The organism is Desulfosarcina ovata subsp. ovata, assembly GCF_009689005.1.
GTDB lineage: Bacteria > Desulfobacterota > Desulfobacteria > Desulfobacterales > Desulfosarcinaceae > Desulfosarcina > Desulfosarcina ovata.
Genome location: NZ_AP021879.1, coordinates 4,938,974 through 4,952,682, shown reverse-complemented (window position 1 = coordinate 4,952,682; position 13,709 = coordinate 4,938,974). Strand labels below are relative to the sequence as shown.

General features: G+C 53.3%; 23 protein-coding genes. 19 read left to right on the top strand and 4 right to left on the bottom strand.

Annotated elements, in window-relative coordinates; genetic code table 11:
- Window positions 1-15: 15 nt before the first annotated feature.
- Genes trxA through tpx form a run of 3 tightly spaced genes read right to left on the bottom strand, consistent with a single transcriptional unit; the run spans window position 16 to window position 1,285 of the window.
- Entirely contained in the window at window positions 16-471 is a 456-nt protein-coding gene (gene trxA / locus GN112_RS21835; RefSeq protein WP_155312153.1) for a thioredoxin, read from the bottom strand.
- A gap of 24 nt (window positions 472-495) precedes the next feature.
- Window positions 496-660, bottom strand: a complete 165-nt coding sequence (locus tag GN112_RS21830; RefSeq protein WP_155312152.1) for a hypothetical protein — start codon at window positions 658-660, stop codon at window positions 496-498.
- 25 nt (window positions 661-685) lie between these two features.
- Window positions 686-1,285 (bottom strand): thiol peroxidase, encoded by a 600-nt coding sequence (tpx, locus tag GN112_RS21825; RefSeq protein WP_155312151.1) that lies wholly within the window; start codon window positions 1,283-1,285, stop codon window positions 686-688.
- 225 nt (window positions 1,286-1,510) lie between these two features.
- Here tpx and GN112_RS21820 point away from each other — a divergent pair, with 225 nt between their 5' ends.
- From GN112_RS21820 to GN112_RS21775, 11 genes are all read left to right on the top strand, one after another.
- Window positions 1,511-1,726, top strand: a complete 216-nt coding sequence (locus GN112_RS21820; protein WP_155312150.1) for a hypothetical protein — start codon at window positions 1,511-1,513, stop codon at window positions 1,724-1,726.
- A 129-nt stretch (window positions 1,727-1,855) separates the two neighbouring features.
- Window positions 1,856-2,329 carry a ferritin-like domain-containing protein gene (locus GN112_RS21815; protein WP_155312149.1) on the top strand — a complete coding sequence of 158 codons (474 nt, stop codon included), beginning with the start codon at window positions 1,856-1,858 and terminating at the stop codon, window positions 2,327-2,329.
- Window positions 2,330-2,814: 485 nt separating this feature from the next.
- The gene (locus GN112_RS21810) at window positions 2,815-3,027 is read left to right on the top strand and encodes a hypothetical protein (RefSeq protein ID WP_155312148.1); all 213 of its coding nucleotides are present in this window, start codon (window positions 2,815-2,817) and stop codon (window positions 3,025-3,027) included.
- 59 nt (window positions 3,028-3,086) lie between these two features.
- The gene (gene rbr / locus GN112_RS21805; RefSeq protein WP_155312147.1) at window positions 3,087-3,662 is read left to right on the top strand and encodes a rubrerythrin; all 576 of its coding nucleotides are present in this window, start codon (window positions 3,087-3,089) and stop codon (window positions 3,660-3,662) included.
- Between the two features lie 48 nt (window positions 3,663-3,710).
- Entirely contained in the window at window positions 3,711-4,085 is a 375-nt protein-coding gene (locus GN112_RS21800) for a desulfoferrodoxin (RefSeq protein ID WP_155312146.1), read from the top strand.
- A gap of 159 nt (window positions 4,086-4,244) precedes the next feature.
- A complete protein-coding gene (locus GN112_RS33815; protein ID WP_173179836.1) occupies window positions 4,245-4,400 on the top strand; it encodes a rubredoxin-like domain-containing protein in 156 nt (51 codons plus the stop codon).
- 63 nt (window positions 4,401-4,463) lie between these two features.
- The gene (locus tag GN112_RS21795; RefSeq protein ID WP_155312145.1) at window positions 4,464-4,898 is read left to right on the top strand and encodes a flavodoxin domain-containing protein; all 435 of its coding nucleotides are present in this window, start codon (window positions 4,464-4,466) and stop codon (window positions 4,896-4,898) included.
- A 62-nt stretch (window positions 4,899-4,960) separates the two neighbouring features.
- Entirely contained in the window at window positions 4,961-5,146 is a 186-nt protein-coding gene (locus tag GN112_RS21790) for a hypothetical protein (protein ID WP_155312144.1), read from the top strand.
- A 106-nt stretch (window positions 5,147-5,252) separates the two neighbouring features.
- Complete coding sequence (locus tag GN112_RS21785; protein ID WP_155312143.1) at window positions 5,253-6,569, top strand: cytochrome ubiquinol oxidase subunit I; 1,317 nt, start codon at window positions 5,253-5,255, stop codon at window positions 6,567-6,569.
- 46 nt (window positions 6,570-6,615) lie between these two features.
- Window positions 6,616-7,644 carry a cytochrome d ubiquinol oxidase subunit II gene (gene cydB / locus GN112_RS21780; RefSeq protein ID WP_155312142.1) on the top strand — a complete coding sequence of 343 codons (1,029 nt, stop codon included), beginning with the start codon at window positions 6,616-6,618 and terminating at the stop codon, window positions 7,642-7,644.
- An 18-nt stretch (window positions 7,645-7,662) separates the two neighbouring features.
- A complete protein-coding gene (locus GN112_RS21775) occupies window positions 7,663-7,917 on the top strand; it encodes a cytochrome c3 family protein (RefSeq protein ID WP_155312141.1) in 255 nt (84 codons plus the stop codon).
- Here the strand turns inward: GN112_RS21775 and GN112_RS21770 are convergent.
- Window positions 7,861-9,126 carry an IS4 family transposase gene (locus GN112_RS21770; protein ID WP_155309288.1) on the bottom strand — a complete coding sequence of 422 codons (1,266 nt, stop codon included), beginning with the start codon at window positions 9,124-9,126 and terminating at the stop codon, window positions 7,861-7,863. The genes GN112_RS21775 and GN112_RS21770 overlap by 57 nt on opposite strands.
- Before the next feature lie 90 nt (window positions 9,127-9,216).
- Here GN112_RS21770 and GN112_RS35355 point away from each other — a divergent pair, with 90 nt between their 5' ends.
- The 8 genes from GN112_RS35355 (at window position 9,217) to GN112_RS21730 (ending at window position 13,630) form a co-directional block, all read left to right on the top strand.
- Complete coding sequence (locus GN112_RS35355) at window positions 9,217-9,423, top strand: cytochrome c3 family protein (protein ID WP_155312140.1); 207 nt, start codon at window positions 9,217-9,219, stop codon at window positions 9,421-9,423.
- 23 nt (window positions 9,424-9,446) lie between these two features.
- Window positions 9,447-10,433 carry an NAD(P)H-dependent oxidoreductase gene (locus tag GN112_RS21760; RefSeq protein ID WP_155312139.1) on the top strand — a complete coding sequence of 329 codons (987 nt, stop codon included), beginning with the start codon at window positions 9,447-9,449 and terminating at the stop codon, window positions 10,431-10,433.
- Window positions 10,434-10,488: 55 nt separating this feature from the next.
- Window positions 10,489-10,668, top strand: coding sequence for a rubredoxin (locus GN112_RS21755; RefSeq protein WP_155312138.1), 180 nt, complete (start codon window positions 10,489-10,491; stop codon window positions 10,666-10,668).
- Between the two features lie 158 nt (window positions 10,669-10,826).
- Complete coding sequence (gene rd, locus GN112_RS21750) at window positions 10,827-10,988, top strand: rubredoxin (protein ID WP_155312137.1); 162 nt, start codon at window positions 10,827-10,829, stop codon at window positions 10,986-10,988.
- Window positions 10,989-11,169: 181 nt separating this feature from the next.
- On the top strand, window positions 11,170-12,357 hold the full coding sequence (locus GN112_RS21745) for an FprA family A-type flavoprotein (protein ID WP_155312136.1): 1,188 nt from the start codon (window positions 11,170-11,172) through the stop codon (window positions 12,355-12,357).
- Between the two features lie 7 nt (window positions 12,358-12,364).
- Window positions 12,365-12,556, top strand: coding sequence for a ferredoxin (locus tag GN112_RS21740; protein WP_155312135.1), 192 nt, complete (start codon window positions 12,365-12,367; stop codon window positions 12,554-12,556).
- A gap of 20 nt (window positions 12,557-12,576) precedes the next feature.
- Window positions 12,577-12,924, top strand: coding sequence for a DsrE family protein (locus tag GN112_RS21735; RefSeq protein WP_155312134.1), 348 nt, complete (start codon window positions 12,577-12,579; stop codon window positions 12,922-12,924).
- Window positions 12,925-12,946: 22 nt separating this feature from the next.
- Window positions 12,947-13,630, top strand: coding sequence for a DVU0298 family protein (locus GN112_RS21730; RefSeq protein WP_155312133.1), 684 nt, complete (start codon window positions 12,947-12,949; stop codon window positions 13,628-13,630).
- The last annotated feature ends 79 nt before the right edge of the window (window positions 13,631-13,709 follow it).

Below are 13,709 nucleotides of genomic sequence, written 5' to 3'. Positions count from 1 at the left end.
AACGGCAAACGGGGATCAATGGTTTAAAAGCGGATACAGATAGCGTTCGATTTCCGCTTTGGGCAACGCACCGGCAGCCGTCTCCACCAATTTTCCGTCGCGGAAAAAGAGCAGTGTGGGCAGGCTCATGACACTATAACGGTTGGCGGTTGCCGGGTTCTGGTCGACATTGAGCTTGGCCACCTTCAGGCGGCCGGCATAGGTCCTGGCCAGATCGTCGAGGATCGGGCTCAGGGCCCCGCAGTAGGAACACCAGGTCGCCCAGCAGTCCATCAGCACCGGCAGCGGACTTTCCAGTACGTCACGGGCAAACGTGGCATCGGTGACCATCACCGGCCGACTGGTGACGGAAATGGCCGGAAAGGGCGTTTTGCAGCGCCCGCAACGGGGATTTTCCTGTAATCGGGCCACAGGAATCCGATTTCTCGCGCCGCAGTTGCGGCAGCGGATCAATACGGTCTCATCTGTCATTCAAACCTCCTTGCGCATCAAGCCTCAGATATCCTCCTCAACAAACCGCGTACCTTCACCGGGGTACACCGCCCGCTCGTCCGCCGTGGTTGCCCGGCGCACCGCTGGCCAGTGCCGGAAACGGGGCGTCTGGCGTAAGTCCACTCCAGCCACCGGCGCGCTGAACTCGATGGGAATATTAACACCCATCCCACCGCCGGCCATCCAGGATGGATCAACCTCCGGCCCGGCCATCGTCGCAGGGACCGTCGTCAGCCAACCCACGGGAATGCTCGGCCGTGGGAGACGCGGTGCAGGCCTGCAGCGGATCTTTGTCGGCAAGGGCGGCCAGGGCCTTGTCGTAATCGGGTTCCTGGGAGATCTCCTCCACCAGTTGGGTGTACGACACCTTGCCGGCACCGTCGATAACCACCACGGCACGGGCCATGAGACCGGCCATGGGGCCGTCACCGATCCGGGTCCCATAGACATCACCGAAACCGGGGTTGCGGAAGGTAGATGCCGAAACCACATGATCCAATCCTTCGGCCCCGCAAAACCGCGCATGGGCAAAAGGCAGATCCGCTGACACACACAGTACCACCGCGTTGTCATAATTGCCGATTTCGGCGTTGAATTTTCTCACCGACATGGCACACACCGGGGTATCGATGCTGGGAAAGATATTCAGGACAACGGTTTTGCCGGCGTAATCGCTCAGTGAGACATTGGACAGGTCACTCTTCGTCAGGGTAAAATCCGGTGCAAGGCTGCCCACCTGGGGCAGGTCACCGGCAAGCGTCACGGGGGTTCCTTTAAAAGCAGTCTTGGCCATAGGTTCCTCCTGTTGATATTTGATAGGATGGTTTCATTTTCGGATCAGTCGGGATTGTCAATGGCCATCGCACCGATCAGAAAAAAGGATTTGTTCAGGTTGTCACTCTAATTCATTCAACAAGCGTGCCAATTCGGAAACCGTTCTATCATCACTGGCATTGATATTGCTTGAATAAAATGTGTTCAATCCGAAAAACCTCAACCCCCAATCGGAGGACAAATCATGAGTAAAAAACGCTATCAAATCCAATCCGCCTGCCCCCAGTGCGGGTGCAGCTTTGCCCAGGTACTTTCCAAAGAGGAACTAATGAAACGGTATGGCGATACCCCGAATATCGAACTGGAATGTGGTGAATGCATGCTCAAGTTTCAGGCCGACCGGGAAAGCGCCTGTCCCGAGTGGGATGCGGAGTGTCGCATGAATGAGGAAAAAGCCTGATTTTTCAAGGCAGATTTCATTTTACGGTTGACAGCACTTTGCATAAGCGGGCATGTATCAGAAACGCTTCTTATGAAAAACATCCAGGTTGATGACTCACCCGATCCGAAAAGAAAGGCAAACCCCATCATGAGTTATGATTTTAATGCGGATGACGTCTTTGAGATGGCTGAGCAGATCGAAAAAAACGGCGCGGACTTTTACCGTGACGCGGCTGCCGGAACAACCGATCCGGATGCTAAAAAGTTCCTGTCGGATCTGGCCGCCATGGAAGATGACCACGAAAAGACCTTTGCCGCCATGCGTAAAAAACTGGGTACAACCGAAAAAGCCGAAACCGTATTCGACCCGCAAAATGAAGCCGCCGCCTACCTTAAGGCGCTGGCCGACACACGTATCTTTTTTAAGAAAGAAATTGACACCAGCTCCATGGAGGCGATTTTAAAGGCCGCCATTCTGGCTGAAAAAGATTCAATCGTCTTTTACCTGGGGATGAAAGAGCTGGTTCCCGAAAGCCTGGGCCAGTCCCGTCTGGACGATATCATCAAAGAGGAAATGTCCCACATCAAGCTTCTCAGCCACCGCCTCGTCGCCAGCAAATAGTCTTCATCCAATAGTGCCGGCAGGCGCACGCCAGTCGTATTCGGTTGGTGTGTCCTGCCGTTTTTCACCCCAACGTGTTTCATCCTTAGTATATGATACACCGGTGTATCATTTCCACACCTGATACGGTACATGGCCCCAATGGCGTGCAAGGCAACCGCCGCATAAATTGATCTCCCGGTGTCCAATGTATTTCAATACAGACATGTCTCACAATAAACCTGAGAATACAATTAACCCTTCGTTTTATTGTTGATTTTATCGGATTCAGCCCAATATTATTTTCTCATGTCCGGTATGCGGTCACCACACCCATTCGGGTTGGAGCAACCGCAGCAGTTCCAAAACATATATTTTTTTAAATAGTTAAATAGTATTTCGACGGCGTCTGAAGTCTTGGCACACATATTGATTGATGTATTGACATAACCGCTGATGCTGCCCTTGCACCGGCGGGAGCCAACCCCTTCGGAGAGTTTCAATTCGTGAAACGGTGCGACCACAATCTCAAAGAGACCATTCTGCTGGCCGAACGCATGATCAAGCTGGCAGACAAAGGAGACGGTGATCGGGAAGACACCGGTTGTGGCATTCTGTACGGCATGCTTCGCGATTCGGGCTACAAGATCAAACGAATGGCCGAGGACGAGAAAGTCAAGCACATCGCCAAAGGCTGGTGGGATAAAAAAACGTGTTAATCCGCATCAACAGGCAAACAAAAAACCCATAAAACTATACCGAGCAAGGAGGACAAAACGTGTCTAGCATTAAAGGAACCCAGACGGAAAAGAACATTTTGACGGCATTTTCCGGAGAATCCCAGGCCCGTAACCGTTACACCTACTTTTCCAAACAAGCCAAAAAAGAGGGCTTTGTCCAGATCGCGGACATTTTCGAAGAAACGGCCAACCAGGAGAAAGAACATGCCAAACGGCTGTTCAAGCTGCTTGAAGGCGGTGAGGTGGAAATCACCGGTGCATTTCCGGCCGGCGTGATCGGTACCACCACCGAAAACCTTGCCGAGGCGGCCGGTGGTGAGAATTATGAATGGACCACCATGTATCCCGATTTCGCCAAGGTTGCCCGCGAGGAAGGATTCGACCACATCGCCTTCATTTTGGAAGCCATTGCCGTGGCCGAAAAACAGCATGAGAAGCGCTATCTGGAACTGAAGGCGAATATCGAGTCCGGACGGGTATTCAAACGCGAAGCCGCCGTTACCTGGCGTTGCCGGAACTGCGGCTATCTGCATGAAGGCACCGAAGCGCCGGAAATGTGTCCGGCCTGTGCCCATCCCCAGGCCCACTTCGAACTCCTGGGCGAAAACTGGTAAATCAGACGAATTAAACCTTCCCCCAAACACTTAAAAAGGAGATAAAAAATGGCTGAAAGGTATGAGGTCTATAAATGCAATCTGTGTGGCAATATCGTTGAAGTCCTCGCTGGCGGTGCCGGTGAACTGGTCTGTTGTGGACAGCCCATGGAGAAGCTGACCGAAAATACCGTTGATGCGGCAAAAGAAAAACACGTGCCGGTCATCGAAAAGATTGACGGCGGATATAAGGTCAAAGTCGGTGATGTTCCTCACCCCATGGAGGAAAAGCACTTCATTCAGTGGATCGAACTGATTGCCGATGGTAAGTCCTGCTTCCAGTTTCTCCAGCCGGGGCAAGCCCCCGAAGCCGAATTCAAGATCGATGCGGCATCGGTTTCTGCCAGAGAGTACTGTAATATTCACGGGCTGTGGAAAGCCTGATTCCGTTTGGATTTTCCCTGGATGGCGGCGAGCGTTGGTTGCCGCCATCCAGTCCCCTCTTCTCCACCGTTCCGATGACGGTCCGGTGATCATTGATGAACCGCTGTCCGCCACGGGCAGACAAAGGCCATGTGATCAATTCACGCAAAGGAGGTTCTCATGGGCAACTGGAAATGCGGGAACTGTGGATATGAACTGCAGGCGGACGCACCACCGGAAAGATGTCCATCCTGCAAGGAAAAATGTGAATTTCTCGACAATACCTGTTACACCCCCGACTGCGCATCCGAGGGCAAGGATCCCCGGATTAAATAGCGAGCGCCCCGGAAAAAAGAAATTTCAGATGGATTAACAAAAAATGCAGCAAAGGAGCGATCAATGGCCAAAGCGCTGATTGTTTACGCCACCCGCACCGGTGCGACCGAGAAAATCGCCAACCTCATCGCCGAGGGAATTCGAATTTCCGGCCACGAAGCGAAAGTGGTAAAGGTTACCGACATCAAAAAAGAAGATGACCTGAATGGATATGACGCCGTTATCCTGGGTTCACCCACCTATCACGGCGAAATGGTCCAGGGGATGAAGACCCTTTTGTTCATGGCCGAAAAAGCGCAGCTGGAAGGCAAGGTCGGCGGAGCCTTCGGTGCCTTTGGCTGGAGCGGCGAAGCCCCCGATCGTATTTTTGAAACCATGAAAAACATCTACAAAATGGATATGGCCGGCAACCCGTTGCGGCTCAAGTCGGCCAATCTGGGCGGCGGGACCACCATGGCCCAGGATTACGGCCGTGAAATCGCCAAAAAGTTCACCTGACAACCAATAATCACCGTTACAACGACCCCGTTCCATATAAACGAATCAAGAAGGAGGAAACCATGACCACTCCCCAACATTGCCCCGGCTATGAAAATTTTAAGAACCTGAAATCGTTTATCTGTAAGTGCCCCGAATGTGGTGAGAGCAAAGAGATCTTTTCCGATGAATTCGATAAAAAACATACCTGCAGCAAATGCGGCAAACCCATCGACTTCACCCAATGCACTCTTGACGGCAGCGCCTGAAGCCGCCCGAAGACATCGTTTTAAGATACGGTATTCGTGAACTCATTTTCCGGCAGCCTTGCTTCCCGGGCAATGGCTGCCGCTTCTGCTCGAAGGAGGAATTTGTATGGACGTTGTCATGTTATCCCGGCTCCAGTTCGCCGCCGCGACCATGTTCCATTTTCTCTTTGTGCCTCTGACCCTGGGGCTGTCTGCGCTGGTGGCATACATGGAGACCCGATATGTAAAAACCGGGGATGAGACCTATCTGAACATGACCAAATTCTGGGGCAAGCTGTTCCTGATCAATTTTGCCCTGGGCGTGGTCACGGGCATCACCCTGGAGTTCCAGTTCGGCACCAACTGGTCCCGCTACTCCGCCTATATGGGAGATATATTCGGGTCGTTGCTGGCCATCGAAGCGTCCCTGGCCTTTTTTCTCGAATCGACCTTTATCGGCATATGGATCTTCGGCTGGAAGAAGCTATCCAAAAAGGCCCATGCCACGGTGATGTGGCTGGTGGCCGGGGCCGGCAACATTTCGGCCGTCTGGATCCTGCTGGCCAACGGCTGGATGCAACAGCCGGTGGGTTTCACGATTCGCAACGGCCGCGCCGAACTGACCGATTTCCTGGCTGTGGTGACCAACCCGTTCGGCCTGCTGGAAATCGTCCATACCATTCCTTCGGCATTTTTGCTCAGCGCTTTCTTCATCATGGGCATCAGTGCCTGGCACCTGCTCAAAAAAGAGCACATCGATTTTTTTACCCGTTCCTTCAACATCGGCCTGGTGGTCGGTCTGGTCACCTCCCTGGTGGTCGTGATCACCGGCGACCTGCACGCCGTTCACGTGACCCGGACCCAGCCGGCCAAGCTGGCCGCCATGGAATCGCACTGGGAAACCCAGGCCCAGGCCCCCATCGTCCTGTTTGCCATCCCCGACGAAGCCAATGAAGGCAATAAAATAGAAATCGGCAGCCTGCCCGGCGTGCTCAGTTTCCTGGGGCATCACGATTTCAACGCAACGGTCACCGGCCTCAGGGATATCCCCAAAGACGAACGGCCGCCGGTGCTGCCGACGTTTGTCTCTTTCCGGACCATGGTGGCGCTGGGTACCCTGTTCCCCCTGCTCACCATCGTGGGCATGTTTTTGAGGAAACGGCTGCTCGAATCCCGCTGGTACCTTTGGACGATGCTGCTTGCCATTCCCCTGCCCTACCTGGCCATGGAGATGGGCTGGGTGCTGGCCGAGGTCGGCCGTCAGCCCTGGATCGTCTACGGCCTGCTGAAAACCGCTGCGGCGGCATCGCCCATCGCTGAAGCACAGGTCATGACCACCCTGGTGGGATTCATTCTGGTCTACGGCCTGCTCGGCATCGCCGGGTTCTACCTGATTGCCAACTTTGCCGGCAAGGGCCCGCAAACGGCATCCGAAAACAGCTGATTCCATCGAACGGATAACAACAATCGATAAGAACACGGGGGTTTAAATGCTTTTACAATCCGTATGGTTTTTTCTATGGGGGCTTCTCTGGGCGGTCTTTTTCATGACCGATGGCTTCGATATGGGGATCGGCTCCCTCTACCCGCTGCTGGGCAAATCAGAACGGGACAAACACATGATGATCCATGCCATGGGGCCGATGTGGGACGGCAACGAGGTCTGGCTGATCACTGCCGGCGGCGTGACCTTTGCCGCCTTTCCGCTGGTTTACGCGGTGATGTTCTCCTCCCTCTACTCAGCCCTGATGCTGATTCTTTTTGCCCTGATCCTGCGCGGGGTCTCCTTTGAATTCCGCAACAAGGTGGAGAGCGCCGCCTGGAAAAAGGTATGGGACACCTGTATCTTTTTAGGCAGTTTTTTGCCGGCGCTTTTGTTCGGCGTGGCCTTCGGCAATATTTTCCAGGGTATCCCCTTTGACGGCGATGGGGTTTACCAGGGCACCCTTTTGACCCTGCTCAACCCTTACGGTCTCCTGGCCGGCGTACTCTTTGTCTGCCTCTTCGTGATGCACGGCGCCCTGTGGCTGGCCATCCGCACCGACGGCGACCTGGCTGAGCGTGCGGCGCGCCTGGCCGGCAAACTGTGGCCGGTGCTAACCGGTGTGGCCGTGGTCTTTCTGGTGGCCACCTTTATCTTCACGTCGCTGTATGACAATTATCTGGCTACCCCGGTGCTGTTCCTGGTTCCGCTGGTCGCCGTGGCCGGCCTGGTGGGCATCCGTTATTTCCTGATGCAGCAGGCATTCTTCAAGGCCTGGTTCTCTTCTGCGGCCACCATTGTCGCCTGCACCTTCTTCGGCGTCATCGGGCTGTTTCCCAGCCTGTTTCCCTCGAGCATCGATACCGCCTTCAGCCTGACAGCCTTTAATGCCTCATCCAGCCCCCTGACCCTGCAGATCATGCTGATCGTGGTCGTACTGTTCATTCCGGTGGTGCTGGCCTACCAAATCTGGGCCTACAAATTGTTCAGCGGCAAGGTCACCGATGACGATCTGGCCCATGAGGAAACCTATTGATTGAAAAGGAATTCCTGTATGAAGCGCATTCTTTTGGGGATAGCCCTGCTCATGGCCGTTGTGGGCGCTTTCACGGCAACCGGCACCGCCGCCAACCGGGGACCGGCCGAAATCGATATTTTCGGTGGCAGCCGGGGTAAGGTCCCGTTCCCGCATGCCCGGCATCAGGACCGTATCGGTGACTGCGATGTCTGCCACCAATACTGTTCGGCACAGTCATTGATAAGAGTATTGAGCAATAACTTTGGCGATATTCACATCAAATATTTCTAACAAATTATTTTTTACTGCTAATAACCAGTGAAGACCAATTTTATAAAACTGTTTTAATTTTTCTCCAAGAAGAGTTACTAACCCGCAAACATATGGTCTTTTTGCATTTGAATTGGAGCATGAAGATGAAGTTAGCAAGGTTTCGTTCTTATTATTTTCTTCAGATTCATGCTCATCTTTTTCATTTTCTCTGCTTATTATTTCCGTATCTTGTTTGAATGATAATAACAATAGATAAGCAATCATATACAAGTAGAATTGTATCTGTACGCCATGAGGAGATTGGCTCATTAAGTGAATTCCCTTGAAGGTTCTTTTTATGAAGCGAAAAAAAAGTTCCACTTGCCACCTGTAAGCGTAAAGCATTATAATTTCGTAAGTTGTCAAATCATTTCTGTTTGTGATCAAAATGTAGTTTTCGCCCATAGCCGTAAAGCTAACAATACGATAACTTGCTTTGTTTTCATCGCTATTGAATATTATATTTGAATCTGTGATGTCACTGAAAAATTTCAAGAATGTATCCGGTACGGTGGCAGTGAGACACTCTTTTACAGTGTACGTCATATTCGACTTTCCGCGAATAATAAAAAATGCATTGCTGTCGGATATCTGCTTGAACAGATTGAAAGCGATATAGCCTCGATCACAGACATATGTAATGCCTTCGCGAAGAATTTGCTTAACAAATTCTTTTTCGGAAAAGTTACCTTCCGTACTGATAAATTCGGTTGGAATCATTCGGTTGAGTTCAAAAGATAAATGCATTTTGATCGCATTAGCGGTTTTCTTGTAACAAGCCCATGCCATATTGGAAATGGCCGGAAAAAGCGAACCATCTACAATTAGCATTTTTCCAAGATGACTGATTTCCGGAATTTTATGCAAATCCAATTCTTTTACCAACTGATGGAATATATCTTTAAATATTTCTGGGGGATAACGATTAAACGCTTCATTATACATAGACTTCGATGCGACGACCAATCCTAATGCCTTAGCAGTTGGTGATGTTTTGATCTCAGTGACGATTTGTCCAACGCTTTTAATTCTGGTTATTATTCCAAAAAGCAAATTTGTGGTGAACGATGATAATGAAAGCTTGTAAGTGTCCAAATCATTATGGAGACTATTTTGAGTAACCTCAATCAATGGTAGCACCGGTGATAGAATTGTTTGAAAAACATTTTTGTCGATGTGTTCGCTCATGGAGACCTCCTGGTTAATTAATTGTACCCACCATGATTAAAACACAAAGCGATCTTTTTGTCCAGCGCTATTTTTTATTTTAATAACAAGATGTTACGGCAATATGTATGCCGAACGGTATTGGTCTGCCACAGTGTCTTTCCCCAGGAAACGGGTGCCATAGAGACGATGAAAGCCAGCGGTGCGCTGACGTCGAAACAGGTCATGAACGCCCAGTGCATCAAGTGTCACAAAGCGGAAAAGCGGGCCGGCAAACCCTTTGGTCCGCTAACCTGCAACACCTGTCACGTCAGGTAGGATCAACGAGGAAGCCATCGGTCATGTTTATTCTGGGACTTCAAGGCAGCCCCCGCAAAAACGGCAACACAGACACCCTGCTGGCCGCCTTTCTGGAAAAGGCGGCTGCGGCAGGGGCGGCGGTTCACACCGTCCAGGCGGCACGGGCCGGGGTCACCCCCTGCAAAGGCTGCGGATACTGTGAAACCCACGGAACCTGTGTAATCAAGGATGACCCCATGTCAACCGAACTGTTCGGGCTGCTGCGCCAGGCCGACATGGTGGTGGCCGCCTCACCGGTCTACTTTTACGGTGTCAGTGCCCAGCTCAAGGTGCTGATTGATCGCTGCCAGACCTTCTGGTCCCGGAAATACGTCTACAAGCTCAAGGATCCCTTGGTCGCCACCCGTGAGGGGGTGCTGCTCAGTGTGGCCGCATCCAGGGGACGCCAGCTCTTCGACGGCATCCAGCTCACCGCCAAATACTTTTTCGATGCCATCGATGCCCGTTTCAGCCATGCGCTGACCTATCGGGGGGTCGAAAGCAAAGGCGCCATCCGAAGCCAGAGCCGGCTGGCCGAAGACATCGAGGCCATCATCGAAAAAAGCGTCCGTCCCATGGTGGCGCGCAAGAAGATTCTTTTCGTTTCCCGCCAGGGCGGCTGTCGCGCCCCCCTGGCGGCGGCCATGGCCCAGCAGCGCTATGGGGATCGGATTCGTACGGCATTCGGTGGCCGTCAACCGGCCGCAACGCTGTCCGTCCCCATGGTTCAGGCCATGCAGAAAATCGGCCTGGACCTGGGCTACCGCACCCCGTTGGCCATGGATAAGGCGTTTTATGGGATTTCCCCCGATCTGGTGGTGACCATCGGCACCACGGATACCGAGCCCCCCATGGCCGGCGTGGAGACGGTCAACTGGCCCATCCCCAACCCACCGGGCATGGAAGAGGCACAGATGGAAGGGCTGCGCCTGGATTTAGGAAACCATGTCGATCGGCTGATTCAATGGATTGAGCGTCCGTCGCCATGAACCCGAAACGATAAACAACACTGTCATTCACTTTCCCCGTCAAGGAGCAACTCACATGGCCGAACCCCATGAAATGTACCAGTGCCAGACCGTCAACTGCGGCTATATTTACAACCCCGACAAAGGCGACCGCAAAGGCAAGATCGCCAAGGGAACATCCTTTGAGGATCTTCCCGATGATTGGAAATGCCCTATCTGCGGCGCCGGAAAAAAACTGTTCCGGCCGCTTGGATAGCGGCGCATCCAAGCACCACCGGCATTCGCTTTGAATTAGACAGCCCAGGTGCTCCATGGTACATGACCAACCGATTGAATCCGAAGGCAATGTGATTTGATTCCCTTTTGAAGCACCATCCCTGTTACATGATCTTTTCAACATAAAGGAGGCAACTGATGGACAGATATGTTTGTACGATTTGTGGCTATGTTTACGACCCTGAAGCGGGGGATCCGGACAATGGCGTCGCCGCCGGCACCAAATGGGAAGATGTTCCCGACGAATGGGAGTGCCCGGTATGCGGGGCATCCAAAGAGGATTTTGAGAAAGAGGAATAATTCCGCGATTCTCAGGACGCTAATGATTCGCCACTGAAAGCTTTCGGATGCCCTTTTTCTTCCTGCGGGAAAAAGGGCATTTCGATTCTCCATCCATGTTAACCCGGATCCCGGCCAACTCTCCGGATCCACGGCTGCATGGCAAACCATGCAGCCAATTATCACCATTAGGAAAAAATCCATGAAACCGACCCAAATTGCAGATGGCATCTATGATGTCGGCGTCATCGACTGGAACATCAGAGATTTTCACGGTTACTCCACCTACCGGGGCAGCAGTTACAACGCGTTCCTGATCATCGACGAGAAGGTAGCCCTGATCGACACGGTCAAGGCGCCCTTTGCCGATCAACTGATCGGCAACATCTCCCAGATCATCGACCCGAAAAAGATTGACGTGGTGGTCAGCAACCATACCGAAATGGACCACACGGGCGCCCTTCCGAAAATCATGGCGCTGGTGGGTGCGGACAAACCGCTTTACTGTTCGAAACTGGGCGCCAAGAACCTGGCCGGACATTTTCCCGACAAATGGAACTACCACCCGGTCAAGGACGGAGAAGAACTCAGCCTGGGCAAGCGTACCCTCTCCTTTATCGAGACGCGCATGATCCACTGGCCGGACAGCATGTTCAGCTACCTGAAGGAAGATCACATTCTCTTCTCCAGTGATGGTTTCGGCCAGCACTATGCCGGATTCGAAAAATTCGACGACCAGGCCGACAGCGAGATGATGCTGCAGGCCAAAAAGTACTACGCCAACATCCTGATGCTCTATGCCCCGCGCATTCTCAAACTGCTGGAAAAGGTGGTCGCCTCGGGAATCCAGATCGACATGATCTGCCCCGATCACGGTGTGCTCTGGCGTAAGGACCCCGGTAAAATCATCGACGCCTACTTCAAATGGAGCCGGCAGGAAACCGAGAATAAGGCCGTGGTGGTTTACGACACCATGTGGAAGAGTACCGAAACCATGGCCAACGCCATTGCCGAGGGCATCTCGTCTACCGGCGCAATGGTTAAATTGATCCATATCCGCAGTTCTCATCGCAGCGAAATCATGACCGACGTGCTCGACGCCGCCGCCGTGATTGTGGGGTCGCCCACACTGAACAATCAGATGTTTCCCACCGTGGCCGACACGCTCACCTACATGAAGGGCCTCAAGCCGTTGGGCCGGATCGGCGGTGCCTTTGGCTCCTACGGCTGGAGCGGCGAAGCGGTGAAAATGGTGGCGGCGGAACTGGAAGCCATGAAGTTTACGATGATCGACGCCGGTCCCCGGCTGCAGTATGTCCCCGACAAAGCCGGTATCGAGGCCTGCATCGACTATGGCAAAAAAATCGGCGAGGCCATTAACGCCCGATAAGGGATCTATGAAAATACCTGTGGTTGATATCGGCCGCTGCACCTTGTGCATGGGCTGCGTGGCCGTCTGTCTGGAGGTGTTCCGCCAAAACGACGCCGGGTACATCGAGGTCGTCGAAATGATCGAATACCCGGAAGCGGCCGTGGATGAAGCCATTAAATACTGCCCGGAAGACTGCATCTGCTGGGAAGAACAGTGAATAGAGGGAAAAGAGGAAGTATGAAAAAAGTCGCACTTTTCGTTTTCAACGGCGATCCGGTCTGTTTTATTCACGTCCTGCTTAACGGCCTTGACCTGCAGGCCAAAGGAATGGCCGGCCGCATCATTGTGGAAGGGGCGGCAACGGCCCTTCTGCCCAAGCTGGCCGACCAGGGAAACCCCCTGCACAAATTATGGGAAAAGGCCAAAAGCCAAGGCATCGTGGATGGCGTCTGCAAGGGATGCGCCCACAAAATGGGCACCGCGGAAGAAGCCGTCAAACAGGGGCTGCCCCTTCTGGACGACATGTCCGGCCACCCCTCCATGTCCGCTTACATGGAGGCGGGCTTTGAGGTGATCTCCTTCTGACCCATAGAAATGGTACATCCGCATGGCTTACCGTCAGCTTAAGCGCCGTATCGGGGATCTGCTCGGTCAGGATGATTTTACCGCCGCCTTGGAAACCATCGGGCAGCTACCCGGTCGCCAGGCCATCAATCCCCTCTTCGGGTTCTTTTACTCGGGAGACGAAACGATCCGCTGGCGGGCCATCACCGCCATGGGAACAGTGGTCTGCCAACTGGCCGAAACGGCGATGGAATCGGCCCGCGTGGTGATGCGTCGGCTCATGTGGAATCTCAACGACGAGTCCGGCGGCATCGGCTGGGGTTCGCCCGAAGCCATGGGCGAAATCACCGCCGGCCATGCCGGACTGGCCGGCGAATACGGCCGCATCCTGATCTCGTACATTGATCCGGCCGGCAATTTTCTCGAGTACGAACAGCTTCAGCGCGGGTCGCTGTGGGGGGTGGGCCGCCTGGCCCATGCCCGACCGGTGCTGGTCCAACCGGCGGCCGACCATCTTTGCGCATTTTTTGACGCTGCCGATCCCACCCTGCGGGGAACGGCCATCTGGGCCGCCGCACCCATCCTTAACCCGGACATATGCACCCGCATAGCGGCCCACGGTTCGGATGATGCACCGTTGCGGCTTTACCGGCAAATGCGCATCACCAAGACCACAGTGGCCGAACTGGCCCGGGCAGCCCTTGCCGGCTGCGGACAGCATGATTGATATGGAAGAGACCATTCACCATTTCGATGCCTCCGCCGCTTTCCGGAACAGGCGATAGCATTTTAAATGAGAAACATAG

Coding starts and splice junctions, on each gene's coding strand:
- GN112_RS21760 (WP_155312139.1), top strand. CDS start 9,447: ATGTTTATTCTGGGACTTCAAGGCAGCCCCCGCAAAAACGGCAACACA.
- trxA (WP_155312153.1), bottom strand. CDS start 471: ATGACAGATGAGACCGTATTGATCCGCTGCCGCAACTGCGGCGCGAGA.
- tpx (WP_155312151.1), bottom strand. CDS start 1,285: ATGGCCAAGACTGCTTTTAAAGGAACCCCCGTGACGCTTGCCGGTGAC.
- GN112_RS21740 (WP_155312135.1), top strand. CDS start 12,365: ATGAAAATACCTGTGGTTGATATCGGCCGCTGCACCTTGTGCATGGGC.
- GN112_RS21745 (WP_155312136.1), top strand. CDS start 11,170: ATGAAACCGACCCAAATTGCAGATGGCATCTATGATGTCGGCGTCATC.
- GN112_RS33815 (WP_173179836.1), top strand. CDS start 4,245: ATGGGCAACTGGAAATGCGGGAACTGTGGATATGAACTGCAGGCGGAC.
- GN112_RS21790 (WP_155312144.1), top strand. CDS start 4,961: ATGACCACTCCCCAACATTGCCCCGGCTATGAAAATTTTAAGAACCTG.
- GN112_RS35355 (WP_155312140.1), top strand. CDS start 9,217: ATGTTACGGCAATATGTATGCCGAACGGTATTGGTCTGCCACAGTGTC.
- cydB (WP_155312142.1), top strand. CDS start 6,616: ATGCTTTTACAATCCGTATGGTTTTTTCTATGGGGGCTTCTCTGGGCG.
- GN112_RS21785 (WP_155312143.1), top strand. CDS start 5,253: ATGGACGTTGTCATGTTATCCCGGCTCCAGTTCGCCGCCGCGACCATG.
- GN112_RS21735 (WP_155312134.1), top strand. CDS start 12,577: ATGAAAAAAGTCGCACTTTTCGTTTTCAACGGCGATCCGGTCTGTTTT.
- GN112_RS21770 (WP_155309288.1), bottom strand. CDS start 9,126: ATGAGCGAACACATCGACAAAAATGTTTTTCAAACAATTCTATCACCG.
- GN112_RS21795 (WP_155312145.1), top strand. CDS start 4,464: ATGGCCAAAGCGCTGATTGTTTACGCCACCCGCACCGGTGCGACCGAG.
- GN112_RS21775 (WP_155312141.1), top strand. CDS start 7,663: ATGAAGCGCATTCTTTTGGGGATAGCCCTGCTCATGGCCGTTGTGGGC.
- GN112_RS21755 (WP_155312138.1), top strand. CDS start 10,489: ATGGCCGAACCCCATGAAATGTACCAGTGCCAGACCGTCAACTGCGGC.
- GN112_RS21830 (WP_155312152.1), bottom strand. CDS start 660: ATGGGTGTTAATATTCCCATCGAGTTCAGCGCGCCGGTGGCTGGAGTG.
- GN112_RS21820 (WP_155312150.1), top strand. CDS start 1,511: ATGAGTAAAAAACGCTATCAAATCCAATCCGCCTGCCCCCAGTGCGGG.
- GN112_RS21800 (WP_155312146.1), top strand. CDS start 3,711: ATGGCTGAAAGGTATGAGGTCTATAAATGCAATCTGTGTGGCAATATC.
- rd (WP_155312137.1), top strand. CDS start 10,827: ATGGACAGATATGTTTGTACGATTTGTGGCTATGTTTACGACCCTGAA.
- GN112_RS21730 (WP_155312133.1), top strand. CDS start 12,947: ATGGCTTACCGTCAGCTTAAGCGCCGTATCGGGGATCTGCTCGGTCAG.
- GN112_RS21815 (WP_155312149.1), top strand. CDS start 1,856: ATGAGTTATGATTTTAATGCGGATGACGTCTTTGAGATGGCTGAGCAG.